The sequence below is a fragment of the Rhizobium sp. KNZ14-9A genome (genome assembly GCF_056755015.1).
Genome location: NZ_JBPGXB010000004.1, coordinates 1,042,856 through 1,067,862, shown reverse-complemented (window position 1 = coordinate 1,067,862; position 25,007 = coordinate 1,042,856). Strand labels below are relative to the sequence as shown.

At 55.8% G+C, this 25,007-nt stretch carries 18 protein-coding genes; 8 read left to right on the top strand and 10 right to left on the bottom strand.

Translation table 11 applies throughout. The features are described from left to right. Positions 1 to 286: 286 nt before the first annotated feature. Positions 287 to 1,246, top strand: coding sequence for an alginate lyase family protein (locus ACR9ZQ_RS35185; RefSeq protein ID WP_481430076.1), 960 nt, complete (start codon positions 287 to 289; stop codon positions 1,244 to 1,246). Positions 1,247 to 1,256: 10 nt separating this feature from the next. On the opposite strand, the gene ACR9ZQ_RS35180 is transcribed toward ACR9ZQ_RS35185, so the two are convergent. After that, a complete protein-coding gene (locus ACR9ZQ_RS35180; protein WP_113320085.1) occupies positions 1,257 to 1,751 on the bottom strand; it encodes an acyltransferase in 495 nt (164 codons plus the stop codon). A 371-nt stretch (positions 1,752 to 2,122) separates the two neighbouring features. Here ACR9ZQ_RS35180 and ACR9ZQ_RS35175 point away from each other — a divergent pair, with 371 nt between their 5' ends. The 4 genes from ACR9ZQ_RS35175 to ACR9ZQ_RS35160 all read left to right on the top strand — a co-directional run bounded on the left by ACR9ZQ_RS35175 (position 2,123) and on the right by ACR9ZQ_RS35160 (position 8,923). Beyond that, positions 2,123 to 2,932: an endonuclease/exonuclease/phosphatase family protein gene (locus tag ACR9ZQ_RS35175; protein ID WP_481430075.1), complete on the top strand. Its 810-nt coding sequence runs from the start codon at positions 2,123 to 2,125 to the stop codon at positions 2,930 to 2,932. A 163-nt stretch (positions 2,933 to 3,095) separates the two neighbouring features. Continuing rightward, on the top strand, positions 3,096 to 5,474 hold the full coding sequence (locus ACR9ZQ_RS35170) for a hypothetical protein (protein WP_481430074.1): 2,379 nt from the start codon (positions 3,096 to 3,098) through the stop codon (positions 5,472 to 5,474). A 395-nt stretch (positions 5,475 to 5,869) separates the two neighbouring features. Further along, positions 5,870 to 7,618 (top strand): type I secretion system permease/ATPase, encoded by a 1,749-nt coding sequence (locus tag ACR9ZQ_RS35165; protein WP_481430073.1) that lies wholly within the window; start codon positions 5,870 to 5,872, stop codon positions 7,616 to 7,618. Between the two features lie 9 nt (positions 7,619 to 7,627). Next, positions 7,628 to 8,923, top strand: a complete 1,296-nt coding sequence (locus tag ACR9ZQ_RS35160; protein ID WP_481430072.1) for an HlyD family type I secretion periplasmic adaptor subunit — start codon at positions 7,628 to 7,630, stop codon at positions 8,921 to 8,923. Between the two features lie 180 nt (positions 8,924 to 9,103). Here the strand turns inward: ACR9ZQ_RS35160 and ACR9ZQ_RS35155 are convergent, their stop codons facing one another. Continuing rightward, complete coding sequence (locus ACR9ZQ_RS35155; RefSeq protein WP_481430071.1) at positions 9,104 to 10,357, bottom strand: glycosyltransferase family 4 protein; 1,254 nt, start codon at positions 10,355 to 10,357, stop codon at positions 9,104 to 9,106. A gap of 71 nt (positions 10,358 to 10,428) precedes the next feature. After that, entirely contained in the window at positions 10,429 to 11,694 is a 1,266-nt protein-coding gene (locus tag ACR9ZQ_RS35150) for a nucleotide sugar dehydrogenase (RefSeq protein WP_481430070.1), read from the bottom strand. A gap of 1,034 nt (positions 11,695 to 12,728) precedes the next feature. Between ACR9ZQ_RS35150 and ACR9ZQ_RS35145 the strand changes: the two genes are divergently transcribed. Both ACR9ZQ_RS35145 and ACR9ZQ_RS35140 read left to right on the top strand, forming a co-directional pair. After that, complete coding sequence (locus ACR9ZQ_RS35145; RefSeq protein ID WP_481430069.1) at positions 12,729 to 13,583, top strand: calcium-binding protein; 855 nt, start codon at positions 12,729 to 12,731, stop codon at positions 13,581 to 13,583. A gap of 657 nt (positions 13,584 to 14,240) precedes the next feature. Continuing rightward, complete coding sequence (locus ACR9ZQ_RS35140; protein WP_113320077.1) at positions 14,241 to 15,440, top strand: O-antigen ligase family protein; 1,200 nt, start codon at positions 14,241 to 14,243, stop codon at positions 15,438 to 15,440. A gap of 148 nt (positions 15,441 to 15,588) precedes the next feature. Here ACR9ZQ_RS35140 and ACR9ZQ_RS35135 read toward each other — a convergent pair whose 3' ends face one another. Genes ACR9ZQ_RS35135 through tnpA form a run of 4 tightly spaced genes read right to left on the bottom strand, consistent with a single transcriptional unit; the run spans position 15,589 to position 18,339 of the window. After that, positions 15,589 to 15,888 carry a hypothetical protein gene (locus ACR9ZQ_RS35135; RefSeq protein WP_481427257.1) on the bottom strand — a complete coding sequence of 100 codons (300 nt, stop codon included), beginning with the start codon at positions 15,886 to 15,888 and terminating at the stop codon, positions 15,589 to 15,591. After that, positions 15,888 to 17,525: an IS66 family transposase gene (gene tnpC / locus ACR9ZQ_RS35130; protein ID WP_481426832.1), complete on the bottom strand. Its 1,638-nt coding sequence runs from the start codon at positions 17,523 to 17,525 to the stop codon at positions 15,888 to 15,890. Before tnpC ends, ACR9ZQ_RS35135 begins: the two co-directional genes overlap by 1 nt. A gap of 59 nt (positions 17,526 to 17,584) precedes the next feature. Continuing rightward, positions 17,585 to 17,935, bottom strand: a complete 351-nt coding sequence (tnpB, locus tag ACR9ZQ_RS35125; RefSeq protein ID WP_481426833.1) for an IS66 family insertion sequence element accessory protein TnpB — start codon at positions 17,933 to 17,935, stop codon at positions 17,585 to 17,587. Continuing rightward, entirely contained in the window at positions 17,932 to 18,339 is a 408-nt protein-coding gene (tnpA, locus tag ACR9ZQ_RS35120) for an IS66-like element accessory protein TnpA (RefSeq protein ID WP_481426834.1), read from the bottom strand. The genes tnpB and tnpA overlap by 4 nt, the downstream gene beginning before the upstream one ends. Before the next feature lie 567 nt (positions 18,340 to 18,906). Between tnpA and ACR9ZQ_RS35115 the strand changes: the two genes are divergently transcribed. Then, positions 18,907 to 20,238 carry an SGNH/GDSL hydrolase family protein gene (locus ACR9ZQ_RS35115; RefSeq protein ID WP_481430068.1) on the top strand — a complete coding sequence of 444 codons (1,332 nt, stop codon included), beginning with the start codon at positions 18,907 to 18,909 and terminating at the stop codon, positions 20,236 to 20,238. A 263-nt stretch (positions 20,239 to 20,501) separates the two neighbouring features. Here the strand turns inward: ACR9ZQ_RS35115 and ACR9ZQ_RS35110 are convergent, their stop codons facing one another. The 3 genes from ACR9ZQ_RS35110 to ACR9ZQ_RS35100 all read right to left on the bottom strand — a co-directional run bounded on the left by ACR9ZQ_RS35110 (position 20,502) and on the right by ACR9ZQ_RS35100 (position 24,816). Beyond that, positions 20,502 to 21,818 carry a UDP-glucose dehydrogenase family protein gene (locus ACR9ZQ_RS35110; protein WP_113320075.1) on the bottom strand — a complete coding sequence of 439 codons (1,317 nt, stop codon included), beginning with the start codon at positions 21,816 to 21,818 and terminating at the stop codon, positions 20,502 to 20,504. Positions 21,819 to 21,920: 102 nt separating this feature from the next. Further along, a complete protein-coding gene (locus tag ACR9ZQ_RS35105) occupies positions 21,921 to 23,348 on the bottom strand; it encodes a mannose-1-phosphate guanylyltransferase/mannose-6-phosphate isomerase (protein WP_481430066.1) in 1,428 nt (475 codons plus the stop codon). A gap of 43 nt (positions 23,349 to 23,391) precedes the next feature. Further along, on the bottom strand, positions 23,392 to 24,816 hold the full coding sequence (locus tag ACR9ZQ_RS35100; protein WP_481430065.1) for a phosphomannomutase: 1,425 nt from the start codon (positions 24,814 to 24,816) through the stop codon (positions 23,392 to 23,394). Positions 24,817 to 25,007: the final 191 nt, after the last annotated feature.

Sequence of the window (25,007 nt, the reverse complement as noted above, 5' to 3'; positions counted from 1 at the left end):
CTTAACTTCGCTGCAAACACACGTTTATAGATATTGCGACAACCGGCAGTTTCGATCGCCGGATTTGGAGAGTGATATGTCGATGGTTTCGCGGAAAGCCAGACCTTTTAGTTTCACGGTTTCGTGGTTCTTTTCTGGCCTTCTCTTATTCGCAACGCCCGCGGCTGCCGAGCCGCCGCTCCGATACCTGTTCGAGAAAGTGCCCGCCGATACGCAGCAGGAGGACGGTTCTGCCAAAAGAACCCGACCTTTCGTCTGCTCAGTTCCAGTTGCTCCACTGGTCGATATGAGCAAGCTGTTTGGCTTCTATAAGCCAAGCCATACGCAGTCTGAGGTCGATCCGGCAGCCATGAAAGCTTACGTGAAGCGTTTATGGCCGACAGGGGCCGTCACGAAGAAAATGCTGGAAATGATGGAGACGGCGCTCGACATGCCTGGACAAGACAGGAATGCCGCCAACTGCATCATCCGGCAGACACGCGTCTGGGCAAATGCCAATGCCTTGCTTGGTGGTGTCGAGGACAATGATCCGCTCGGGCATCGTCAGGCGGTTCTCATCGGAGGCTGGACCAGCATTTCCTTCTCCAACGCTTATGCCGTGGCTGAGGAAGTCTCACCACCGGCCAGCTCTGCTGATGTTCCAATCAAAGCCTGGTTCGCCAAGCTTTCGGATATGATCGTAGCGGAATTCACACCCGCCCCCCGTGAGCGTAAATATGCGTGGCTCGACGGCAACAGCAATCATCGATACTGGGCTGCTGCCGCTGTCGGTCTAATGGCAGTACACTTGCAGGATCGAAAGCGGTTCAACTGGTCGATGGATATATTGAAGTCGGCGCTAGACGAAGTCCCAGAGGACGGCGGGTTGCCGCGTGAGCTTGCCCGCGGCGGACGGGCGCTGAAATATCAGAATTTTGCCATGGACGCGATTGCGATCCTCGTGCGGCTCGCCGATGCCAATGATATTGCGCTCGATGCCGATCAGGAGAAGAAGCTGCAGTCGGCTGCCGGATTCGCCGCCACCACGTATCTCCACCCCGACCAACTGGAGACGCGAACAGGATATCGCCAAGAAGTCGACCCAGGGATGATTGCGTGGATCGACGTCCTGTTACCGCATTTCAAGGGCCGCGATCCGGAACTCGCCGAAAAGCTCGATACAATAGCTAAGCCCTTGCGGCCGATGACCAATACTTTCATCGCCCTGCCTTCGACGCGCCTGATCGGCGATGAGGGCGTGGAGTGAGAGACTAGCACTAAGCTTTGCGAACGTCCGTGCCGCTCTTTCTTTGATCGGCTGCTCTTTCGGCTTCCGGGATATCGGCAAACAGGAACCGGCCGTAAGGGCCGACGTCGATGTTTTCACGAATGATCTTTGCCGGATTGCCAGCTGCGATACAGCGCGAAGGAATGTTCTTGGTAACGACGCTGCCGGAACCGATGACGCATTCGTCGCCGATCTCCACGCCAGGCAGAATGATGCTTCTGGCTCCGATGAAGCAGTGCTTGCCGATCTTGGTATCGCGGTAAACCCCGCGCGTTCTGTCGTGAGTCAGGATGGACACGTCGAACGCGACATATGACTTCTCGCCCACATGGATGCCCTTGGGATAGGTTTTATCCAGACGAACACTCAACGAGAACGTAGCTGTCGGATGGATATTCATTCCCCAGAACTTCGTGTAGTAATGGTACTTAGCTTTTACCAGAAGGGATCTCAGCCAGAGAAATTTGTTCAAGCTGCGTGCCATTAAACACCCTCTCCTTGTCGCGCGAACATTTCAGTTTCATCGGTGCCAAACGCGGGGCATATAAAGCATGGACGACAGGCCAGTGGAAGCTGCTTTGTGTGCAGTGCAAGAAAAAGCTTTGGATTTTTGGCGTCATTTCGCATGATGCTAACGGTTATTTTTGTAAGCGCCGCACTGCTGACACGAGGGGTCGCCCCTCATCGCCCAGCCAGACCTCCGTGCATTTGAAGCATTTTCCGCATCGCAGGACCCAATGAATGAGACATACCGTTTTTTGCGTCGCATGCACTGTGGTCTCCATCATACTGCTCATAGTTTGTCTTCGGTATGTCTCCAATATATGGCCTCTGGCAATCGTGAATGCGCTGCAAATGCAGATCGGCGCGTTATGCCTGGCGATTGTTCTTCTCTCCAATATCTTCGTGCGGCACTGGTATAGTCTGCTCCTCGCTATTGCTTCTGTCGTGTTAGTCGCCCATCCCACGCTGATGCTCGGAGAGTTTGCTCGAGCGCCGGCGCCGGGCTCAGGGCCTGCCCTGCGCCTACTAACGATCAAGATTCTCGATGATGCGGCGGATGATGCCGCACTGAAGAAAACGGTCGACGAGGCGAATGCCGACGTCGTTATCATGACCACCACCGGCTCTCTTGCCGGTAGGCGGGATCTGATGCGCCAATCATATCCCTTTCACGCCGGTTGCGACGATTCAGTTAACTCACGCTGTACTGTCATGCTTCTGGCGCGCCGACCGCTTTCGGATCTCCGTTTTCAGCAGTTAAGTCCGATCGGCAGCGAATTGATCTCCGCTGCCCTCCCGATCGAAGGCCGACGCGTGCGTGTTTTTGCAACCCGGCTTTCGAAGATGTGGTTCGATACGTTTCACAGCTTCGAACTCTTCAACATTACACTTATCTTGCGGGAGACGAAGGAACCTGTGCTTCTTGCCGGAGATTTCAGTGCGCCGGTCATCGTCGCAGACATGCGCTGGTTCCTTGGCAATAACAGGTTGAGCAGCGTCTATCCTGAGCCGGCGACATGGCCGGCCTGGCTCGGACCTCTCGGCGTCAGCAACGATCATGTCTTTTTCAAAGCGCCGCTGTCTGTTCTGTCCGTCAACCGAACTGACACGACTGGTCGGTCGGGGTATGTTTCTCTTATTTCTAACATTGCGATTAAATAAAAATAGCTCTCGCATACCGAGCATTTCGCCCGGTTTAGATGTGTTTTGTGAAGATAATTCAGAAAAATCTCGGTTGATTAAACCTTTAACGATTTTTGAATGCTGATCTTAACCCTGCTCCTGAAGGCTGTACCCAGCAGTTCAGTTGATGCAGGAGTTTCAGATGCCCACGACAATCTATCTCGATGCCACAGCCGGTGAAACCGAATTGCGCAAAGCGCTTGCAACCGTTGCCAACGGGGGTGGAACAGTTGTCCTTGCGAAGGATGCTGACATCACTGTCAGCAAGGCGATTTACGCTTCGGTCGGAGCAGGCGACGTTACCATAGATCTCAACGGCGGCACGCTGCATCAAGCGACAAGCTCCGAACGGGTTCTCGGCGTCTTCGGCGCGGAATCGCCGCTGCAAACTGTCGCGCTCGGATCTGATGCGATGAACAATGCAACGGTCACCTACGCATCCTTGCCGCAGAACGTTATGGTCGGCAGTTGGATAAAGGTAACCGCCGACGACAATCTGCCTGGAGACCATGTCGACCCGGGCGACGCCGGCCAGACGACCAAGCTTGGCCAGGCAGCCAAGGTAATCGCCATTAATGGCAACACCGTCACCCTGGAGGGCGCGCTGGTAGAGCAGAACCTCTATGCGACGAATGTCCGCGCCACGGTCTATGCCGAGGGAAAATTTACGATCAAGAACGGTACGATCGATGGGGCGGCAGGCGAATATAACTCCGCGACTGCCGATCTTCTTCATCTACGCAATCTGGTTGATGCCGTCGTGGAAAATGTCAACGTGAAAGACGGCGGCTTCGGCATCAACGTCGTCAACAACGTAAACGCTGCTCTGACCGACATTAGGGCCACCAATCTCTACTGTGGCATTCATACAGGTTCGTCGCTGAGTACCCAGATCGATGGTCTTTTTGCCGAACATGTCGGCCAGGGAGTTGTCGTCCAGGGAATAGGAACGGCTCTGAATACCTCAAGTGCGGCGAGCTATGGCGCCGAGATCGGTTTCCTCGCCAAGAATTCGGTCGTCTACGACGGGGCGAATTCAGCGTATGATTTCCACTCCGAAAGCCGAAACGGGGTTTACACGGACGATCTCTCCTTCAACTCCAGAATGTTCGGAGATTTTCGCGGCATAGGAAACGCCTTTACAAACAGCGGAAGTGCTGGGGACGCCTACGGCATACAGTTCTATGAATATGGCGATGGAGATGGTCGCAACTCGCTTGTCGACAACCTGATATTGCGTGAAATCAAGAACTACGCGTTCATAATATCCAATTCACCGGAGTCGAATATTGTCCAGAACAGCACCTTCGAAAGTTATCTCGAGGGATACGACATCCCCGAATCCATGGTTAAATTCATCAACACGCTGATTCTGACCAACGTGGTGCCGGGCGACGATACGCTCGTCGGCACGGCGGCCGCGGACAAACTTCTCGGCGGTCTCGGCGCCGACAATCTGTCCGGCGGCGGCGGTGATGATTATCTGTGGGGCGGCGACAAGGCTGATGTTCTAACCGGTGGTGCCGGACATGACCGGTTTGCCTATCATGCGCTGAGTGAAGGCGGCGACATCATCGGCGACTTTCAAGTTGGTGGTAGTGGCGATGTTATCGATGTTTCGGTGCTCGCCGCTCGACTGGGCTGGGGCAGCGGAAGCGACCTTATTGCCGACGGCCATATCCGCGTCATGCAGAGTGGGACATCTGCCGTCGTGCAGGCCAATGATGGCCAAGGCTGGTCGACGCTGGCCACGCTTCAGAATGCAAGTGCGTCAGGCTTCGATACGCGCAACCTCCAGACGTCACTTTCGGCGACGACACAATGGAACGCTGACGATCCTTCGGCGTCGTTACCAACTCCTACGCCACACACGGGTACGGATAAAGCTGACAGCTTTGCCGCGGCCAAGGGTGCCGATATCTATTACGGTTCTGCCGGCGATGACATCTATGTCTTTAATGATGCGCGAGATCACGTCACGGGAGAACTGGCAGATGGTGGCAAAGACTCGATATGGTCAAGTGTCAGCGTGGATCTTCGCAACGAATCCTTCGTCGAGAACCTGCGGCTTAGCGGAAGCGCCCAAATCGACGGAATCGGCAACGCTCTTTCCAATCTGATCACCGGTAACGCGCAAAGCAACACCATTGCCGGCGCCGGAGGCATCAACTCTCTTTATGGAGGTGGTGGGGCCGACACCTTCTATTTCTCCGAGATGAGTGCCGCGAACAAAGATTCGGTCTGGGATTTCAGCGAAGACGACAAGATAGCCTTGTCACAGTCAATATTTGCGGGCCTTGATGCGAACGGCGACCACATTCTCGATCAGACAACGTTTGTGGTGGTCAGCAAGCCTGGAGCGCTTGCGACGGACGCCGGCCCGCAGATAATCTATAATTCGGCAAGCGGCATCGTGTCCTATGATGCAGATGGATCGGGTGAAAAAGCTGCGCAGGACATAGTCTTTATCGGAGCCAACAAAGCGTTCTTCAGCTATGACGACGTGCTTCTGTCTTATTGATTGAAAACAGGTTGTTTAAATCAGGTGCTGGATTCTGCGGCTGATAGCCGCGGCGGTCGTACGGGATGGCTGTTGCCGTCACAGCAATTAGTCCGTCTGCCAGCATATTTCAGCCAAAAGGCAGCTCTAGGATGGTTTCTTATCTCTTTCAAGTTACTCGCAAGGTTGCGGAATACTGGCTGTCGAGAGTATCGGCGTTAAACTTACGGAGCGATTTTGTCTCACCGTCTATTTATTTTACTGTAATTTCTGTGGCATGAGATGTAACTCCAGCGACGTCGCATCGAATGTCTTCAAAGGCGTTCTGAAGTCGAGTGAGAGCAAATCGCCTGCAGGATCTCAAAAGGCGCTGTTTTAGAGGGTGTCGAAGGTTGAATAACGTTGTAGCGGGTTTCATGCGACAGCCGAAGAAAGATACGGAGGCTGAGGCCTTTTCGCGTTGCAAAAGCGCTCTTGTGGCAGTCGCGCTGGCAAGCGGGCTGATCAACATTCTCTATCTCACAGGTTCGTTCTTCATGCTGCAGGTCTACGACCGGGTTATTCCCAGCCGCAGCATCCCCTCGCTGATTGCCCTTTCGCTGCTGGCGCTGCTTCTTTATATTTTCCAGGGCGTCTTCGAAGTCATGCGCAGCCGCATGCTGATCCGTATCTCCGGTGTCTTCGATGAAGTGCTGAGTTCGCGTGTTTTCAAGGCCGTCATGAAAGCACCCGTCAAAACAAAGGTCGAAGGCGACGGATTGCAGATACTCCGCGATTTCGACCAGATCCGCAGCTTTCTCTCCAGTTCAGGCCCGGCGGCATTTTTGGACCTGCCGTGGATGCCGCTCTACATTGCGATCTGCTTCATGTTTCATCCGATCATCGGCTTCATTGCCATTGGCGGCGCGCTTGTTTTGATCGCCCTGACATTCCTGACACATAGAAGCGCTCAGACCTCGTCAAAGCAGGCGACGGAACTTGGCAACCGGCGGAATACATTCCTGCAGGCTGCCCAGCGAAATGCTGAAGTCGTCCAGGCCATGGGCATGAGAAAGGATCTGGCTGAACGATGGCTGGATCAGAACAACGCCTATCGGATGACATCGCGGGCGGCATCCGATACGGGCAATGTCTATTCGACCATCTCGAAGATTTTCCGCGCGGTGCTGCAATCTGCTGTCCTTGCGACCGGCGCCGTTCTGGTCATCGAAAATCAGGCATCCGGCGGCATCATCATCGCGTCATCGATCCTCACCTCCCGGTCGCTTGCGCCGGTCGAGCAGGCAATCGCCAACTGGCGCGGTTTCGTTGCGGCCCAACAGGCGTGGACGCGGCTCAAGGACGCCTTCCGCGATCTGCCGGAAAGCGATAGCCCCCTTAAATTGCGCGCGCCTTACCGCCAGTTGACCGTCGAGCAGCTCGTTAGCGGACCGCCTGGCAAACAGGAGATTACCATTGCTGGTGTTAGCTTCTCGATCAACGCAGGCAGTGCGGTCGGCGTGATCGGTCCCAGCGCCTCCGGCAAGTCATCGCTTGCGCGCGCCGTGACCGGCATCTGGCCATCCTACCGCGGCTCTGTCCGCCTCGACGGCGCTACGCTGGACCAATGGGATGACGGTGATCTCGGTACCCATGTCGGCTACCTCCCACAGGATATCGAGCTCTTCTCCGGCACGGTGGCCGAAAACATCTCCCGCTTTCAGCACGCGCCTGAAGCGGCAGCGGTGATTGCCGCTGCCGAAATCGCCGGTGTGCATGATATGATCCTGCGTTTCCCAAAGGGGTATGAAACCCAGATCGGCCCAAGCGGCTCGATGCTGTCTGCCGGTCAACGGCAGCGTATCGCGCTGGCGCGAGCTCTTTATAAGGATCCCTTCCTTGTCGTTCTCGATGAACCGAATTCCAATCTGGACGGAGAGGGCGAGGCGGCGCTTGCCGCGGCTATCGTTGCCGTGCGGCGGCGAGGCGGCATCGTCTTCATCGTCGCACATCGGCCGAGCGCACTTGAAGGCTGCGATCTCGTTCTCATGATGAATGACGGGAAGCTCGCAGCATTTGGACCCAAGGATGAGGTGCTCGCGCGTATCTTGCGCCGCGACATCAAGCCGATCCACGCGGATCGATCGCCGACGCTCAAGGTCGTTGGCGACACGCAGGAGCAGTAAGCTGTGGTGATGTCACAATCTCAACACTCACTTCGGCGCCATGCTACGATGGTCATCGCAATGGCAATCGTGCTTGTGGGAAGCATTGGCGGCTGGGCCGCCACAACGACGCTTTCGAATGCGGTCGTTGGTGACGCGACTGTCATCATCGATGACAACGTCAAGAAGATTCAACACCTGGTCGGTGGTATCGTTTCGGAGATCTCCGTCAGCGAAGGCGAGCATGTGGAAGCCGGTAATGTTTTGTTGCGGCTCGACGGGACATCCGTGAAGGCCAATCTCGGTATCATCAACAGCAGCCTTGCCCAGCTTTATGTGCGTAGAAGCCGTCTCCAGGCAGAACGTCTCGGCGCGTCCAGCTTTTCACTGGATGAACTGCAGGCGAAGGGCGTGGATCTGGAAGCAAACAAGCTGCTGATCGATGGTGAGATGCAGCTATTCAAGACACGCCAGTCTTCCATGGTGGGGCGTAAGAAGCAGCTCGAGGAGAAAACGGCGCAGCTCGCCGAGGAGATCAAAGGCGACACCATACAGCTGCAGGCGATCGACGATGCGACAGCACTCGTTAACGAAGAGCTTGAAGCGACGGAAGAGCTTTATGCGAGAAAGCTCGTCACAATGCAGAAGATCAACAGCCTGAAACGGGAGAAGACTGATCTTGACGGCAACCGAGGCGGGCGGGTTGCCGCTCGTGCGCAGGCCGAAGGAAAGATTGCGGAGATCAACCTGCAGATATTGCAGCTCGATGCCGATCAAAGTGCCGACAATTCCAAGGATCTGACTGATGTCGAGGCGAAGATCGCGGAGATGGAGGAGAGGCGGATCGCAGCTCTCGACCAACTCCAGCGATTGGATGTGAAGGCGCCACTTAGCGGCAGGGTCTATCAGCTATCCGTCCATACGGTCGGAGGCGTGGTCAATCCGGGTGAACCCCTCATGCTGCTGGCACCCGATAATCGCGCGCTGACAGTCGAGGGCAAGATTGCGACGCGCAATGTCGATCAGGTCCATGTCGATCAGGATGTCGATATTCGGTTTACCGCCTTCGATCAGCGAACCACGCCTGAAGTTCAGGGCAAGGTCCTTTCAATATCGCCCGACGTCATTACGGAAGAGCGCACCGGCGCGAAATACTATCCGGTGCGCATCAAACCGGAGCCGGAAAGTCTCGCGAAATTGCAGGGTATGGCGCTCTACCCCGGTATGCCGGCTGAAATCTTCATCAAGGTCGCCGACCGTTCGGTCATATCCTATCTGACCAAGCCGCTGACCGACCAGATGAACCACACGTTCCGTGAAGAATAGGCGACACGGGTTTGAAGCCTAATCGCTTTAACCAAGCGGGCTATTATTTTCAGATCGCGAAGGTAGCCGAGGCGGGAAAGTGAAGTTTGAACGCCTACTTTGGCATACCCGAAATACAATAGCGAAAAAGCCGCATGATGGTCATTTCATGCAGCTTTCCTTTGTATTTGTAGAGAGCGGTCAGGCCTGACGCTTTACCTTCTTGTAGGCCGCGACCAGGTTGGGAATCTGGTAAGGCCACGCGAGGCTGCTTGCCACGCGCTCCCTGCCGATAGCGCCCATCCGCGCGCGCTCTTCCGGATTTTCGAGGAGGGCTACTATTTTCTCAGCGAAATCCTTCGCATCGTTGGCCTTTGCATAAAGCGAGGCCTCTTCGGCGCTGCGCCTGCCTTCCGTAACGTCGAACTGAACGATCGGTTTGCCAAGAGCCATATATTCGATGATCTTGTTCATCGTCGACTTGTCGTTCATCGGGTTGACGCGATCGGGATTGACGCAGACATCTGCCGTTGAAAGCACTTCAAGCAGATCGTGGTCGGAGACGCGTCCGGTGAAGGTTACGCATTCCGAAAGACCCATCGCTTCCGCATCGGTAGCCAGGCCCTTGGCGCTTGGGCCACCACCGACCAGAACGAACTGAATGTCATCGCGGCCCATCTGGTTTTTGATGTACGCAACGGCATCGAGAAGGATATCGACGCCTTCCTGGGCACCCATGACGCCAACGTAACCGACCAGATATTTCCGGCCCTTCTTGAGCGACTGGTTGGGTTCGACGGCGACGAAACGAGAAAGGTCGGGACCACTTCTAACAACGTAAATGTCGTCGGCTTTCTTGCCGCCACGCACCTGGGCGATTTCCCGGTAGCTCTCATTTGTCGAGATGACGACACGCGCGCTTTTGAAAGTGATCCATTCGAAGCAGCACATCAGCCTCCAGAAGAAGCCACGTTTTTCGTATTTGGCTTCGTAGAGCTCGGGATTGATGTCGTGGTGATCAAAGATATAGGGGACGCCAAAAAGCCGGAACTGCAAGGCAACCAGGAAAATAAGATCCGGCGGATTGCAGCCGTGAACCGTATCGAAGCCGTGACGGAAGAAAATCTTCCAAGCCAGGACAGTTTCCCAAAAGAGCGCAACTCCATATTCCAGCAGGTAGCCCAGCGCACCGCTTGCATCAAGCGGAAGCGGGTGCCGGTAAACGTGGATGCCTTCGATGCATTCGTAGCGTTCCGTGAAGCCCTTTCCTGTCGGGCAGATGACGCAAACCTGTGCACCGGCGGCCGTCAAAGTTCGGGCTTCCTGCCAGACGCGACGGTCGAAGGGAACTGGCAAGTTCTCCACGATGATCAGCACTTTTCGGCCTTTCAGGGGCAAGGCGCTGACGTCTGCTGCGTCATCAAGGGCTGTATCGAATGTTTCTTGAATTGCCATCGATTGCCTACTCTTGGTATTTCTCAAAGAGTCGGCCTCCGAAGAGGCCGATGAGGTTTTCTGTTTTTTCTCTAGTGCAAGGTATTTGTGTCAACCGTCTTTGTGGCTTTCACGTCTATCTTTGCCAAACTGCCGTTTGTATCGATCACCAGGTCGTATTCGGTGCTCTCTGCGTCTTCCTTCGAAACCATGATCTCGGAGATGGACGGAAGATGGGAGAAAGCATAGCCCATATTTTGCCCCAGCAATTGCGTCGGTTTGACGGCTGGATCGTAAATGCTGAGCTTGTAGCCGGCTGTGATCAACTTATGCGCAAGGTTAAGCTGAGGGCTTTCGCGCAGGTCGTCGCTTTCCGCCTTGAAGGCCAGTCCAAGCATGAGGATGTTTGCCTTCGGAGCAACATCGCGCGTAACATAATCGAAGATAAAGCGCTTATGCGCTTCGTTCGAACGCAGCAGTGAGTCGACCAGGTGATTGAAGGCGCCTACTTCCTCGGAGATATGCGCCAAGGCTCTGACGTCCTTGGGAAGGCAGGAGCCGCCAAACGGGCCGCCAGGACGCATGTAGTAAGGCGAGATGTTCAGCTTGGTATCCGAGACGAATATCTTGTGCACTGTCTGCGGGTCGATGTCGAGCTGGACGCAAACGCGCCCGATTTCGTTTGCAAACGCAACCTTGACGGCGTGCCAGGTGTTGTCGACGAATTTGGTAAATTCGGCTTCGCGATAGCCGGTGACGAACATCGGCGCATCGATATTCTTATAGAGTTCGGTCATGCGGTCCGACGGCTGGCCATTTTGGGTGCCAACAACGATCTTCGGCGGATTGAAGTAATCCTTGATCGCAACGGATTCACGCAGGAATTCCGGATTGTAGACAATTTCTACCGCCCTGGCGAAGTCCTTGCCGAGATGGGCCCTGAAGATTGGCGCGATCAGCCCGTCAATGGATCCTGGCCGGATCGTGCTGCGGAAAACGACCGTTAGCGGCTTCTCGCGGGAGGGATCTACGCCAAGAGCGATCTGGCGCGAGACCTCTGCGATGAATGTCATATTGTGCGAGCCGTCAGCAGCGCTCGGCGTGCCGACACAAACAATCGCTAGGTCGCATTCCGAGAGCAATTTGCCCACCTGCGAAACAACAGTCAGGCGATTATCGGCCAGACCCGTCGCCAGCAGGTCGTCAAGCCCCGGCTCATAAATTGGAGAATGGCCCGAAAGAATGAGTTTTACCTTGTCTTCGTGAGGTTCCACGCCGACGATTGAATGACCTTCTTTGAGCAGGCATCCGGCACCTGTGAGGCCGACATAGCCAAGGCCAAAGATTGCAATTTTCATTCGCACGCTCCTGCTGTTTGTGACTTTGCGGCGATAGTCGAGAATTTACATCGATTACGCAACCGCAAAAAAATGAACGTTCCGTCGATGACCAATTTCGATCATGTTTGTATAGGGCATATGACATTTTCGAAATACCCCACCAAGGGATTTTTTTAAGTAAGCGCTGGGATTGAGGCAGCCAATCTGCAAAAAATCCTTTATATTCAGAGACATAATGTGCGCCTTTGCGTTGAGTTGAATTAATTTTTACACGTTGACTGTGCCGATTCGGCATGGTTCCGAGCGCGCCGAATTCTCCGGGACGGGAAGTGTGCGATGCAGCAAATGAACGGCTGGCTGCCTACAAAACCACGAGCAATACATCCGAATGAGGCAAGCATCGGGAGGATGCACCCAAAAAAGGCCGCATAGGGTAATCGTGTTTTGAACTCAACTTTCAGGGTAGGTGCTGCTGACGTCAAAGCAGCCTTCTGCCTATTTCAAACCTCTAAAAATCGGGGGAATCGGAGCCGATTCGGCTGATGACCACTTGGATAGGCCGATGGCTTGTGGCGCAGAAAAATGAACGCCTTCCTTCTGGTATTATGGTCAGAAACGTCCCGAGATCTATCGCCCGGTTTTTTCTCAACCGCTTGCTACTGCAACGGCAGAGTCCTCCGTTTCCGGTCAATTCCTTGGGTATGGCGCCTATTTCCCTAAGTCGCGGCTAGTCGATGGGTGTCTAATATTAGGGGTTCCTTCAATTAAAAACCGAGCCCGCTCAATGGTGGCATTGGGAAATACAAGGTAAATCGTAAGGCCTCGCACCTATGACACTATCATGAAAGTATTTCATGGCTTCTGAAGCCTCTAAACGCAGTGTTTGAGCATGCAATTTTAACGGGAGAACGTGAGTTAAGTATATTTTTGCAATAGGCATTTTTGCTCGCCGTCAGGGTTTACAATATATTAAATATCCAATACTCAAGTCGGCGAAAGCGAGTAGCGCTTCAATATAAATGTGTTGATTTTGTTTCAAGGGGAGAATTTAAATGGCATACGTTCTGGGTACCAGTTCAGACGACACTCTCAAAGGTTCTGCTTTAGCCGATGAGATCCGTGGACGTGACGGTGCTGACGTTATCTATTCTGGCAACGGTGGTGATAAGATACTCGGAGGCGACGGCAACGATTTTATCACCAGCGGCAACGGTGTAGACCACATTTACGGTGGTGCCGGCGACGATGCTATCAATTCCGGACAGGGCGACGACGTTATCTACGGTGGCGATGGCAATGATGTCGTTGTCTCCGGCGAGGGTAACGACATCGTTTTCGGCGGTACTGGTGCCGACAAGCTTTATGGCGGCGCTGGCAATGACTATCTGAGCGGCGGCGACGACAATGACATCGTCCGTGGCGGCATCGGCGATGACCGCATCAACGGAGACGCGGGCAACGACCGTGTCTATGGCGATGAAGGCAACGACATCGTCCACGGCGGCGACGGCAATGACTATGTCTACGGCGGCGTCGGTAACGATAAGGTCCTTGGCGACGACGGCAATGATTTCGTCTACGGCGGCGATGGCGATGACAGCGTCTATGGTGGCGCTGGCAACGACTTCCTTTTTGGCGGCGCAGGTAACAACTATCTCGTTGGCGGGTCGGGCAACGACACCTTCGTTTTCGAAAACGGCTCGGATCGAATCGCAGACTTCACCGTTGGTGAGGACAAGCTGAAGTTCGGCGCCTTCGGCGTCAGCCAGTATAACTATGCCTTCATCCACGATCATATGAATCAGGTCGGTGCAAACACGGTCATCACCCTTGATCCCGATCACGTGATAACGCTCGAAAACGTTAACATGGCGGACCTTCACGCCTCCGACTTCCTGTTCGCATAATCACTGATCGGCACCCTTGTGCCGGTTTGTATGGTTTATGCTCCAACGTCTTTCTCAAGTCTGACGTTTTCCTGGAAGCAGCATTTGCAAAAAGGGCATATCTCGAGATATGCCCTTTTTTATTGTCATGAGATGTTTGTTGCCAGTCTATGGTGGCTTCGTGAACCGGGATTGCCTCAGCAGGTGTCGCAGCGTGCATCTGACACGAACTGCCGCGGGCGAAGCGTCTCCAGCCATCACGCTGACATATATTTCTTCGATATTGCGCCAGCGTTCGGGTGCGACGTGCCCTGTTTCGAACTCTTGACGGCATGGAACAAACCATGGAGGATCGCGGGAGGTGCTGGGGCAACCTCAGCAAAAGTGCGCAGCGGTGCGTCCGGAATTACATGAAAACAAGAGATGGAGCATTTCCGCGGCTCGGAGAAAAACGGAAATGCTCCAGCGTCAGGCATGACGATCCATCAAATGTTTCGACCTTGTTGCAGCAATTCAAGGCGTCATCACTCGACATTTGGCGGACAGGAAAACGGGGTCTTCCGGCAGCTGGATCCGGGTTGTTAAATGCCAAGTCTGAGACTGATTTTTCAGGTTCAATAGGAAGGGTGCGCGTGATTTTCGCTGAGATTAGACTCGCGGTTGAAGTGGAAGCGGTGAATGGCATTTAGAGCAATCTATATAGCGTCGTTGATATTGTTGGTCTTCAATATCGGTGGGGCGCTGCACTTCTCAGGCAGCAATGCGGTCGAAAAGACTGCTTTTTTGCTGGCCGCTTTGGCAATTCTTTTGCGAAAAGGGGCGGACAAGAGCATCCTATTCCTTCTTGTCGGGCAGATATTTCTTGTTTTTGTTCTTGCCGCCGCGACCCCTTATAAGGGTTTCAGCTGGTCGATCTTTTTTGCCTCGCTCAATCAGATTATAATTTTGTTTGCGCTATTGGCAGGCAGAACCGGATTTCGGGATCAACAAGCGATTTGGAAGGCGACCGCATATCTACCTCTCTTATGCGCGGTCTTGGGATTTGCCTATCATTTTACGGGCATGAAGCCGATGACCGCGATCGAGTTCGCGACAGGTCTTTCCCGGTATTTGGGCTCCTTGTCTGCGGCCGCCTTCACGTCGGCGTTGGGTATGTGCGGCGTATTTGCGGCGGTACAGCTCGTGCTCGGGGGCCGGAAAGCTTACGCGATACTGGTTGTCGTCAATCTGCTGGTTCTGCTTGCAGCTGGTGGCAGAGCGACCTTGGCTGTCTGCGTCGTGGTGACAGGGGCTTCAGTTCTCATCCAGCGAGGAATCACAATTACGACCAAATTGTCATTGGTCGTTTTAGGCTCGGTAGGCGGGCTCGCTATATTGGCTATTTTCTGGAAGAGTTTCGCGACCCGACTTGCCCAAAGTGGCGACAACGGTCGATTTATCATGTGGGACTACCTGCGAACCGTCATTGCCGAATTTCCGTATACGGGCATTGGCTTCGGACATCAGTTTTTCATCACGCCACACGAAGTTGAGATCCTCACTGGTTCTGCCGCTGCTCATAATGATTACATTCGGCTGTCTGTCGAACTCGGCACTCCTGGCATGATCATCTTTTATGTGCTGCTCACTGCCGCAGTGCTCAAGGCAAGTTTCCGAGGCCGGCGACCGAATGTCGTTGCCATCTTGGCGTATGCAGGGTTCCTGTTTTTGTCCAACTCCGATAATGCTCTGTCATCGCCGCTGGAATTTCCTCTGATATTCTTGGCGTTGCTTTCGCGGCATGAAAAACCTTATCCGCGAAAGCTCATCCAGACTCGAAGTTTGCCGCAAATGCGAAGAGGCAGTCGTCCGGCTGCGACGGTTTCGCAAGGGGGATGATCAAAGGAGCTCAGGCAATCTGCGGTCTGCTAGAGGCTGTTTTGCGATGGCTTGAAAGATGCCTGAGACCGATTGCTTGCTTCAGCCTGGAGCGTTAAGAGGCGACGGGGTTAGTCGTGACGTATCCATCCGGCGAAGGCCGCGCGGCTTATGATTTCGGCTCGTCCGCCATGATGCGTTCGATTTTTTCCTGATCGCATTGCTCGTCAACAAGGAACTGCCGAATACCGCCGTCCGAGGTGCGGATATCCGCGAGGAACTCCTTCAAGCTTTCGATGCCCTGGTCGGTGAAGGTCGTGATGCCCTCCTCGCTGCCGTCATGAGCATGGATCATCTCGCCATAGTCGATGTTGTCGGAGTTGCTGGCGACTGCCTGAAGGAGTTCGAGGTTCTCGCCGATCAGCGTGGCGACGTAGTCGATCGTGTAGACATGCGTCGGGCGCGCCATCAGGCCGCCCTCTGCCGGGTGCTGCCAGCGGCGGTCCAGTTCCACGGCAACAGTTCCGGCAGCCGTGATACGGATATACCGGGCATACGGGCGAGCACGTCCGCCAACCAGGCCTGAGGATCGATATCGTTCATCTTCGCCGTGACGATCAGGGAATACATGAAGGCAGCACGCTCACCTCCGCGCTGGGAGCCGGCGAACAGCCACGCCTTTCTTCCCAGAGCAATACCGCGCAGAGCCCGTTCGGCAGCATTGTTCGAAAGGCAAAGCCTGCCGTCGTCGAGGAACCGCGTGAAGGCCTCCCAGCGTCCTTCCTTCTCGAACATATAGTTGATCGCCTTGGCGACGGGATTGTGCCTCGACATCTCGGCACGCTGAGCCATGAGCCAATCGTGCAGTTCTTCAACGAGCGGACGCGCATGTTGCTGCCGCGCTGTGAGCCGATCCTCGGCAGGCATTCCGTTTATGCTGCGCTCGATGTCGAAGAGCGCATCCATACGGGCCACGGCCTCAAGCGCGACGGGCGATATCTCGTGGGCAGGTTTGCCCTTGCGCACGTTGCCGGCGATGTCAGCGAGTTCGAAGAACTTGCGTCGCGCATGGCTCCAGCAGAGCGCGCTTTTGACCGGCGCGGGGCGGCGGTCGGCACGATAGAGGTCGTTGTAGCCGCCATAGGCATCGGCCTGCAGTGTGCCCTGCCATCCGGCAAGATGCGTGTTGGGATGGGTCTTCTCGCGATCGGGAGAGAAGTGGAAGAGCGCCGCGGGAGGCGCGCCGCCGGCGAAGGGACGGTCATCGCGCACATAAGTCCATAACCGTGCCTGCCTTGTTGCTCCCCTGGCCAGAAGCGGCACGGTGGTGTCGTCACCATGCAGCCGCTCGCCGGCCAGCACATGGGCGCGGATCAGATCATGGATCGGCTGCAGCGCCGTCGCGCAGGCTCCGACCTGATCGGCCAGCGTGGAAAGACTGAGATCGACGCCTTCCCTGGCGTAGCGCTCAGCCTGGCGGTTCAACGGCTGATGTTGGCCGAACTTCTCAAACAAGATCGTCGCCAGCAGGTTCGGTCCCGCCCATCCCCGCGGGGTCGCATGGAAGGGCGCCGGTGGCTGGCTGATCTTCTCGCAATCCCGGCAGGTGAACTTCTCGCGCACCGTCTGGATCACCTTCCACTGGCGCGGGATCGCCTCCAGCGTCTCGGTGACGTCCTCTCCCATCTTGACGATCCGGGCTGAGCCGCAGCAGGTGCAAGTCGATGGGGCTTCGATGATCAGGCGCTCCCGCGGCAAGTGCTCGGGAAACGGCTTGCGGACCGGCCGACGGCGTTCGAAGGCGGAGACATTTGTGATCTTCTCTGCCATGCGTTCAGCCGCGATCTCATCCTCGGTGGCGTCGGCCTCGAGTTCTTCGAGCTGCAATTCCATCTGGTCGATCAGCCGGGCGCGCCGTTCCGAACTCTGGCCATATTGCTCGCGGCGCATTTTGGCGATCTCGAGCTTGAGGTGCCGGATCATTGCCTCGGAGGTCGTTACGACGGCGCGCACCTGCGCGAGATCGGCCTCGGCGGAGGCGGCACGCGCTTCCGATGCCGCAAGCGCGGCGCGCAGTCTGGCTATCTCCGAAGCAGCGTCGTCCATAGCCGAAAGCTACCATGCCGCATGTCGAAAGCCCAACAAAAACAGAGTAATGCAGGCGATCAGCCTGCCTTCGAAGGCCGCTGCGTCCAACGAGGATTGCGCCAGTCGATCCCTTCCAGGAGATAGCCCAGCTGCGCCGACGATACAGACACGGCGGAGCCGCTTGGGCTGACCGGCCAGATGAACTTGCCGGCCTCGAGGCGCTTTATGTAAAGCGACATGCCGACGCCGTCATGCCATAGGACCTTGATCAGATCACCCTTGCGCCCCCGGAAGCAGAAGACTTCGCCGCCATGAGGATCACGGCCAAGACCTTGTTGCACCTTCAGCGCCAGGCTGTTCATGCCACAACGCATGTCCGTCACCCCGCCCGCGATCCACACCTTCACCCCGGCCGGAAAGGCGATCATGACCCATCCACGACGGGCAACAGGCGGGCAAGAATGGTCGGATCAAGCGAGGCCGGGATCGTCAGCCGTCGGCCGTTCGGCAGGCCGATCTCGATCGTCTTGTCGTCTTCAGATCGCGGCGGCGAGACCACCTCGCAAGATGCCGCCGCCGGTGGCGAAATCGAAAGTGGCACGAAGGTTGTTGGCGCGGAACCACTCAGAAGCCCGCTCCGATATTGACGACGCCAGGCCGTCAACAAGGACCGCGACAATCCATAACGCCGCGCCGTCGCCGAGCCCTGCCGAAATCCCTGCAGACTTTCCTCGACGATCCGAACCTTCTCCGCGTCAGACCAATCCCGCCGACGACCAAGATCGTCGGCGGACAAGACCTCAATGGGGGAAATCACTGTAGCGCATGACATAAGCCATGGACTTAAAGCCAATCACCAGATCAGGGCAGACGGCCTTCGGCGAATGGATACGTCGTGACCCGCGGCGGCACTCTTATATGGAAATGCCTCTCATCTGGTCGATGACATTTTGCTTGGCGAGCAGCATGCGACCCTTGACACGACCACACGGAACGCAGTGTGGTTTATTCCTTCTCCCGATGTTCAAAGTTGGTTTAACGGCGAGAAATATCTGTCCTAGGCGTGAATGCAAACATCATCCTTCGGCACGGTGATGCGCGCCCGCATACTTGCACTTTCCTGGTAGCAAAGATTTTTTCGCCGGTCGTTTCAGAGAGATCCCGATCCTCGGTCATAGAAATGTCGAGCTTGCGGTGATCTCTCGTGCGTCGATCAGTTAAGGGTAAAAGGTGTTTTGCTGTGAATTTGCGATCATATCTTACGTCAATCACTCGCCGTCGCTTTTTGACTGGAACATTGGCCGCAACGGGTGCCGGTCTCGTTGGAAACTCTTATGCATTAGCCTCGTCCTCATCTCGTGCGTTACCGTCTCTGCCGCTCAAGACCGGCGCGAAGGTCATGGCAATAGGACATAGCTTCGTCGCCAACAGCGGCTATACCGTAATTTATCCTGGAAGCCCGACGCCGCGCATCGATACAGTCACCGCGAACTGGCTCGGAACCATCGGGCCGCTTCGCAACATAGATAACCGTTTCAATCTCGATTGCTGGTACGATCCTAAAGTTCCGACTGCGGCCTCCCCGACTGCAAGGCTCGCTGGGGCGATATCGGGCCGTGGCGGAGAGCACATGCCGCAGACTTTGGCGCGATTGCCGTGGTGCCTCGAGCGGAAGCCGGATATCGTTCTCCTGGATATTGCGACCAATGATATCGCAAGCGATAACCTCACCCTGGAAAAGGCAATCGAACGTTATGAGGCCTTGTTGAAACCTCTCCGGGATGCAGGGGTATGGGTTATCTGCCTGCTGCCCGTTGATAGAATAGGCAAGACGAAAGGGACTTGGACGGCAGACGACGCTCGGCACGTGCTTAACAAGGGCCTTACCGAATATCTGGTTTCGATTGGCAGCCGCGAAGGTATCAGGATCGTGGATGATCGTGACGTGCTCGCGAAGGCAATTCAGCAAGGTATCGCTATTACCGAAGACGGCGTTCACCTGAATACCGACGGACAGTGGCTGCGCTACTCTGTGCTCCTGCCGATATTGCGCGATATGGTGACGGAAGGCGACTTCTATAGCAGGGATGTGAAGTTGGCCAACCTGTCGCCGCTTGGCGGTTTCTCGGGAGGTGCCGGAAAGCGGTCAGGTGTGACTGGCGTTGTCGCAGATGGCCTTGTGGCAAGACGCGGCAGCGGTCAGAATGACACGATCATGGGATCAAAGGAGCCTCTAGCTGACGGTATCGAGAGGCAGATATTCACGATCAACCCGGCAGCTAACGCCAACAACTCTCGAGTGTGTACTTTGACGCTGTCTTGGGCCGATATGGATCTTGAGAAACTCGGTCTCCAGGAGGGGGATTGGGTTGAGGCGGGCTTCGATTATGAATTATCGTCTAGCAATAGCTGGCTCGGGCTGGAGTTTAGCCTTGAAGCGAATAGCCGCCCCGCGATATGCCGTTATTCAGCGGTTGGCGGTATGGTCGTGCGTCTCAACACCACGCAAGATGGACCGCAATTGACGGCGCCATTGTCTGGGCGGGCAACCATACCGCGGTTTAAATTGCTTGGAACTGATGATGTTGCAGCTCCGGCGGATTATTTCCGAAGCTCGCTGCGGCCAATCCGCCTTCACTGGAACAAGAACGCGACAGAGACGCTTGTCGCGAAATTCTCTCCAATCATCATCCGCAAAAGCACAGATCCCCGCCCTGCCTGGAATCTGTGATCTTATCGGTCTTGCGGTATCACCTCAGCTAAAGTTCGATCCTGAATAAGACCTTTTCGCACATTTCCAGGAGGCTGTTTGGTCGATAACCCTTTGACGCCTTCAATCTCGGCCCACGCCGCTTTAGCAGAATGCTTGTTTAGGTCGCTGGAAATGGGATGCGACAATGGGGACATCGTTGTCGTGGGCAAGCTTCGGGAGCTCAGCCGTTGCGGACGTCAGCGTGCCAATAAACCCGGCTTTTCGAAATGAAGTAGCGAGTCTCACCTTTTTTCGGGTTTCTTGCCGACAGCAAAATAGCCGAAGCCATATTTGGTCACTTCGTTGACCGGATAAATGTTTCTAAGGTCAACGATAACCGGCTTTTTCATGATGGTCTTGAGGCGCTTGAGGTCGAGTGCGCGGAATTCGTCCCATTCAGTGACAATGACGATTGCATCGGCACCCGCGGCGATCTCGTATGGATCGTTGCCATAGATGACCGGGCCGAGCATATCCTTTGCCGCGTCCATGCCCTCTGGATCGTAGGCATGCACCGTTGCGCCACCGTCGAGCAGAGCCTGGACGATCGTGATCGACGGCGCATCGCGCATGTCGTCAGTGTTCGGCTTGAAGGTAAGGCCGAGGACGGCAATCTTCTTGCCACGCACGTCGCCATCGCAGGCGGCGATGACCTTGCGGCCCATCGCGCGCTTACGATTGTCGTTGATCGCAACGGTCGTCTCGATCAGGCGTACCGGGCTGTCGAAGTCCTGCGCGGTCTTGACGAGAGCGAGCGTATCCTTGGGGAAGCATGAGCCGCCGTAGCCGGGTCCTGCATGCAGAAACTTGTCGCCGATACGCTTGTCCATACCGATGCCTTTGGCAACCTTCTGGATGTCGGCGCCGATCTTCTCGGAGAGGTCGGCAATCTCGTTGATGAAGGTGATCTTCATCGCCAGGAAGGCGTTGGCGGCGTATTTGATGAGTTCGGAGGTGCGGCGTTCGCAGAAATAAAGCGGGGCTTCATTGAGGTAAAGCGGGCGGTAGACCTCGCGCATGACCTCGATGGCACGTGCATCCTCAGTGCCGATCACGATACGATCGGGGCGCTTGAAGTCGGTAATAGCCGCACCCTCGCGCAGGAATTCAGGATTGGAGACGACGGAAATATCCTTTTCCGGAAATTCATCTCGGAAGATCCGTTCGATTTCGTCCCCGGTACCGACCGGCACGGTGGATTTAGTCACGACGACTGTAAATCCTCTCACCGCGGCGGCGATCTCTCGCGCCGCTGCATAGACATAGCTCAGGTCCGCATGGCCGTCTCCGCGGCGGGACGGCGTGCCGACGGCGATGAAGACCACGTCGGCTTCGCCAACGGAAGGGGCGAGATTCCTCGAGAAATCGAGGCGGCCGGCGCTGCGATTCTGCTGGATAATGGCTTCGAGGCCGGGCTCATAGATCGGCACTTCGCCCGCTTCAAGAGCGTTTATCTTGGCTTCAGATTTGTCGACGCAGGTTACATGGTGGCCGAAATCTGCAAAGCAGGCACCCGAGACGAGGCCAACATAACCCGAACCAATCATCACAATGCGCATGGCGTAACCTTCGTTCAACAAAAAGTGGTCCGACCATCAAGGCGGACCACTATCCGTTACAGGGGCGGGGAACCAAGTTCAAGACCGCCAAAAAGCTTAGGTTCAGGTTCTGCCGAACTCGTCGACGATACGGATGATATCGTCTTCGCCGAGATAAGAGCCCGTCTGAACTTCGATGAGTTCCAGCAGAATCTTGCCGGGATTTGCGAGGCGATGGACCTCACCGAGCGGGATATAGACCAACTCGTTTTCGCGCAGCATCTGCACATTGTCCCCAATCGTAACTTCGGCGGTTCCCTTCACCACGATCCAGTGCTCGGAGCGATGATGGTGCTTCTGCAGCGACAGTTTCTTGCCGGGCGTTACGAAGATACGCTTCACCTGGAACCGATCGCCATTGAAGATCGAGGTGTAGCCGCCCCACGGACGATAGGATGTGGGATGCGTCTCGGTCAGCTTCGACGTCTTCTTCTGGCCGGCAAGCAGCTTGACGAGCTTGCCGACTTCCTGGCTCTCCTTCAATGGTCCGACATAAACAGCATCTTCGCTGGCGATGACGGCGACATCGTCCATGCCCTGGACGGCGAGGTGAACGCCATGGGTCATGACGAGCGAGTTGCGGGTGTTGACAACAGTCGTGTTGGCGGCCGCGATGTTACCGTTTTCATCCTGAATGCCGGTTTTCCATACCGCATCCCAGCTGCCCATGTCCGACCACCTGAAGGCGGAGGGCACGACCACCGCCTTGGACGTCTTTTCCATGACTGCGTAATCGATGGAGATGTCGGGGCTCTTTGCGAAGTGTTCGGCATCGAGACGCGTGAAATCGAGATCACGCGTTGCTTTGGATAGCGCCTTGTCGGCTGCCTTCAGCACATCAGGTGCATATTCCTGCATTTCGGAGAGCAGTTCGGCAACCGGGAACATGAAGATGCCAGAATTCCAGTAAAAGCCACCGGCGGCCAGCATTTGCTCGGCCTTCTCGCGTGCCGGCTTTTCGACGAAGCGCTTGACCTCGTGCGCGCCGCTGGGAAGCTGCTTGCCGACCTCAATGTAACCATAACCGGTCGCCGGCTCCGTGGGCGTGATGCCGAAAGTGACGAGCTTGCCCTTGAGAGCGGCGTCTCGCGCCGTGCGGATGGCGTCGAAATAGGCTTCGTCTGCCAGGATTTCATGATCGGACGCCAGCATCTGGATGATGGCTTCCTTGCCGAATTGCTCGGAGGCCAGGCTTGCAGCCGCTGCCACTGCAGCAGCAGTGTTGCGGGCAACCGGCTCCAGCAAGACCGCGGCAAGCGGAATATCGAGTTCGCGGGCCTGTTCGGCAACGAGGAAGCGAAAGTCCTCATTCGTCACAATAACGGGGGCTTCGTAAAGCACGGGATCGGAAACGCGGACCAGGGTTTCCTGAAAGAGCGTCTTGTCCCCAACAAATTGGATGAACTGTTTCGGCGCGGTTGCGCGCGAGAGGGGCCAAAGGCGCGTGCCCTTGCCGCCAGCCATGATCACGGGGACGATTTTCTGTGTCATCGGATACTCTTCCTTGAAATGAACGGCCAGGTTTGTCGCATGCTTACCGGGCTTCTGCCCAGCGCTTAATTCGGGTCAATCCCGCATTCAAAAGTTCTAAGGCAGCTGCCTCTCCTTCGGCTTCCACGTAGCAACGCATTTCCGGCGCGTTGCCGGACGGACGAAAATGAATGATGCGGCCATCACGCAACGTCACGCGCAAGCCGTCAATATCGCTTTTCGAACCGACCTCGCCAATCGGCTGCAGGAATTCTGCGAGATTAGCGTCGGATCCACGCAGGTAGGTCATCAAGGCTGCGCTGGTTTCGACGGGGAAATTCTCAAGACGGTCGGCCGCCGCAACGGGCAGTTTGTATGAGGCCGCAACGATCGAAAGCGGCTTCTTGCGGATTGCGGCGAGTGAAAGCGTTGCCAGCATCGGCAAGAAGCAATCGCGCGTGGGCAATGCTCGCACGCTGCGGCCGTTGATATCGAAGGGCGTTGCCGTCAGGAGCCCGCCATTCGCCTCGAAGCCCATCACGAGGTCCTTGCCTGCGGCAACGGCCTCTTCCATGCCGGCGATAACGAAGGGAGAGCCGACACGGGTGCGAATTACTCGGAAAGATCCTGCCGCTTCAATTCCCGAATTGGAGGTGACCGGCGTGACGACGGTACCGGCGCCGAGGAAATTGGCGGATATCAATCCCAATAGGTCTCCGCGCAACGGCGTTCCGGTTTCGTCGGCAACCAGCGGGCGGTCACCATCGCCATCGGTGGAAACAATCGCATCAAGGTCATGTGTGGAGGCCCAACTCTTTAGAAGGGCGATCGTCTCTTCGGAAACGGCTTCGGTGTCGACGGGAATGAAGGCTTCGGACCGACCAAGGGCGACGATTTCGGCGCCATAATGGGCGAGAACATCGACCATCAGGTCACGGGCGACCGTGCTGTGCTGATAGATGCCGATCCTCATACCTAGAAATGCGCTTGCCGGCAGGAGTGCCGCATTGCGCTCGAAGAAGAGCTGCAGACACGGCGCAGAGTGATTCTCCACGGCGGCCGGCGCGCTCACCACAGCCTCGCCGGAGGTTTCGATTTCGGCGGCAAATCGGGTAATTGCTGCTTCGTCCGTTTTGTCGATCTCGCCGTCGGGACGATAGAATTTGATGCCGTTGCGGTCCGCCGGGATATGCGAACCCGTTATCATCAGGCAAGCGGCCTTTCTTTCGAGGCCGTAAAGCGCAAGCGCCGGTGTCGGGACGGTGCCGCAGTCGAGAACTTTGAAGCCGAGGCTTGCAAGCGCGCCGGCGCAGTTACCGGCAATCTCCGGGCTGGACTCCCGGAAATCACGGCCGATCAGGATGACATCGCCCTTTGCGGCTTTGTTGCTCTGCAGCAAATATTTGCCGAAAGCCATGGCATAAAGCGCCGATGCGCGTCCCGTGAGATCCACCGAGAGGCCGCGAAGGCCGCTTGTCCCAAACTTCATACGAAACACCCTCGCGCTGTGAGCAACCGATTTCTACTGTGCTGATTTGCTTAGGTAAACAGCAAAATTAGGGCATAGTCAAAACGGCAGGCGGCATAGCAAAGTATTGCCATCATTTGCGTATCGTTACCAGCACTTTTGGTAATGGTAGAGAATTTCCATTTTATGACAGCTGGAACACTCTTCGCATC

Coding starts and splice junctions, on each gene's coding strand:
- ACR9ZQ_RS35185 (WP_481430076.1), top strand. CDS start 287: ATGAGCAAGCTGTTTGGCTTCTATAAGCCAAGCCATACGCAGTCTGAG.
- ACR9ZQ_RS35180 (WP_113320085.1), bottom strand. CDS start 1,751: ATGGCACGCAGCTTGAACAAATTTCTCTGGCTGAGATCCCTTCTGGTA.
- ACR9ZQ_RS35175 (WP_481430075.1), top strand. CDS start 2,123: ATGCAGATCGGCGCGTTATGCCTGGCGATTGTTCTTCTCTCCAATATC.
- ACR9ZQ_RS35170 (WP_481430074.1), top strand. CDS start 3,096: ATGCCCACGACAATCTATCTCGATGCCACAGCCGGTGAAACCGAATTG.
- ACR9ZQ_RS35165 (WP_481430073.1), top strand. CDS start 5,870: ATGCGACAGCCGAAGAAAGATACGGAGGCTGAGGCCTTTTCGCGTTGC.
- ACR9ZQ_RS35160 (WP_481430072.1), top strand. CDS start 7,628: ATGTCACAATCTCAACACTCACTTCGGCGCCATGCTACGATGGTCATC.
- ACR9ZQ_RS35155 (WP_481430071.1), bottom strand. CDS start 10,357: ATGGCAATTCAAGAAACATTCGATACAGCCCTTGATGACGCAGCAGAC.
- ACR9ZQ_RS35150 (WP_481430070.1), bottom strand. CDS start 11,694: ATGAAAATTGCAATCTTTGGCCTTGGCTATGTCGGCCTCACAGGTGCC.
- ACR9ZQ_RS35145 (WP_481430069.1), top strand. CDS start 12,729: ATGGCATACGTTCTGGGTACCAGTTCAGACGACACTCTCAAAGGTTCT.
- ACR9ZQ_RS35140 (WP_113320077.1), top strand. CDS start 14,241: ATGGCATTTAGAGCAATCTATATAGCGTCGTTGATATTGTTGGTCTTC.
- ACR9ZQ_RS35135 (WP_481427257.1), bottom strand. CDS start 15,888: ATGGCGCGCCCGACGCATGTCTACACGATCGACTACGTCGCCACGCTG.
- tnpC (WP_481426832.1), bottom strand. CDS start 17,525: ATGGACGACGCTGCTTCGGAGATAGCCAGACTGCGCGCCGCGCTTGCG.
- tnpB (WP_481426833.1), bottom strand. CDS start 17,935: ATGATCGCCTTTCCGGCCGGGGTGAAGGTGTGGATCGCGGGCGGGGTG.
- tnpA (WP_481426834.1), bottom strand. CDS start 18,339: ATGTCATGCGCTACAGTGATTTCCCCCATTGAGGTCTTGTCCGCCGAC.
- ACR9ZQ_RS35115 (WP_481430068.1), top strand. CDS start 18,907: ATGGCAATAGGACATAGCTTCGTCGCCAACAGCGGCTATACCGTAATT.
- ACR9ZQ_RS35110 (WP_113320075.1), bottom strand. CDS start 21,818: ATGCGCATTGTGATGATTGGTTCGGGTTATGTTGGCCTCGTCTCGGGT.
- ACR9ZQ_RS35105 (WP_481430066.1), bottom strand. CDS start 23,348: ATGACACAGAAAATCGTCCCCGTGATCATGGCTGGCGGCAAGGGCACG.
- ACR9ZQ_RS35100 (WP_481430065.1), bottom strand. CDS start 24,816: ATGAAGTTTGGGACAAGCGGCCTTCGCGGCCTCTCGGTGGATCTCACG.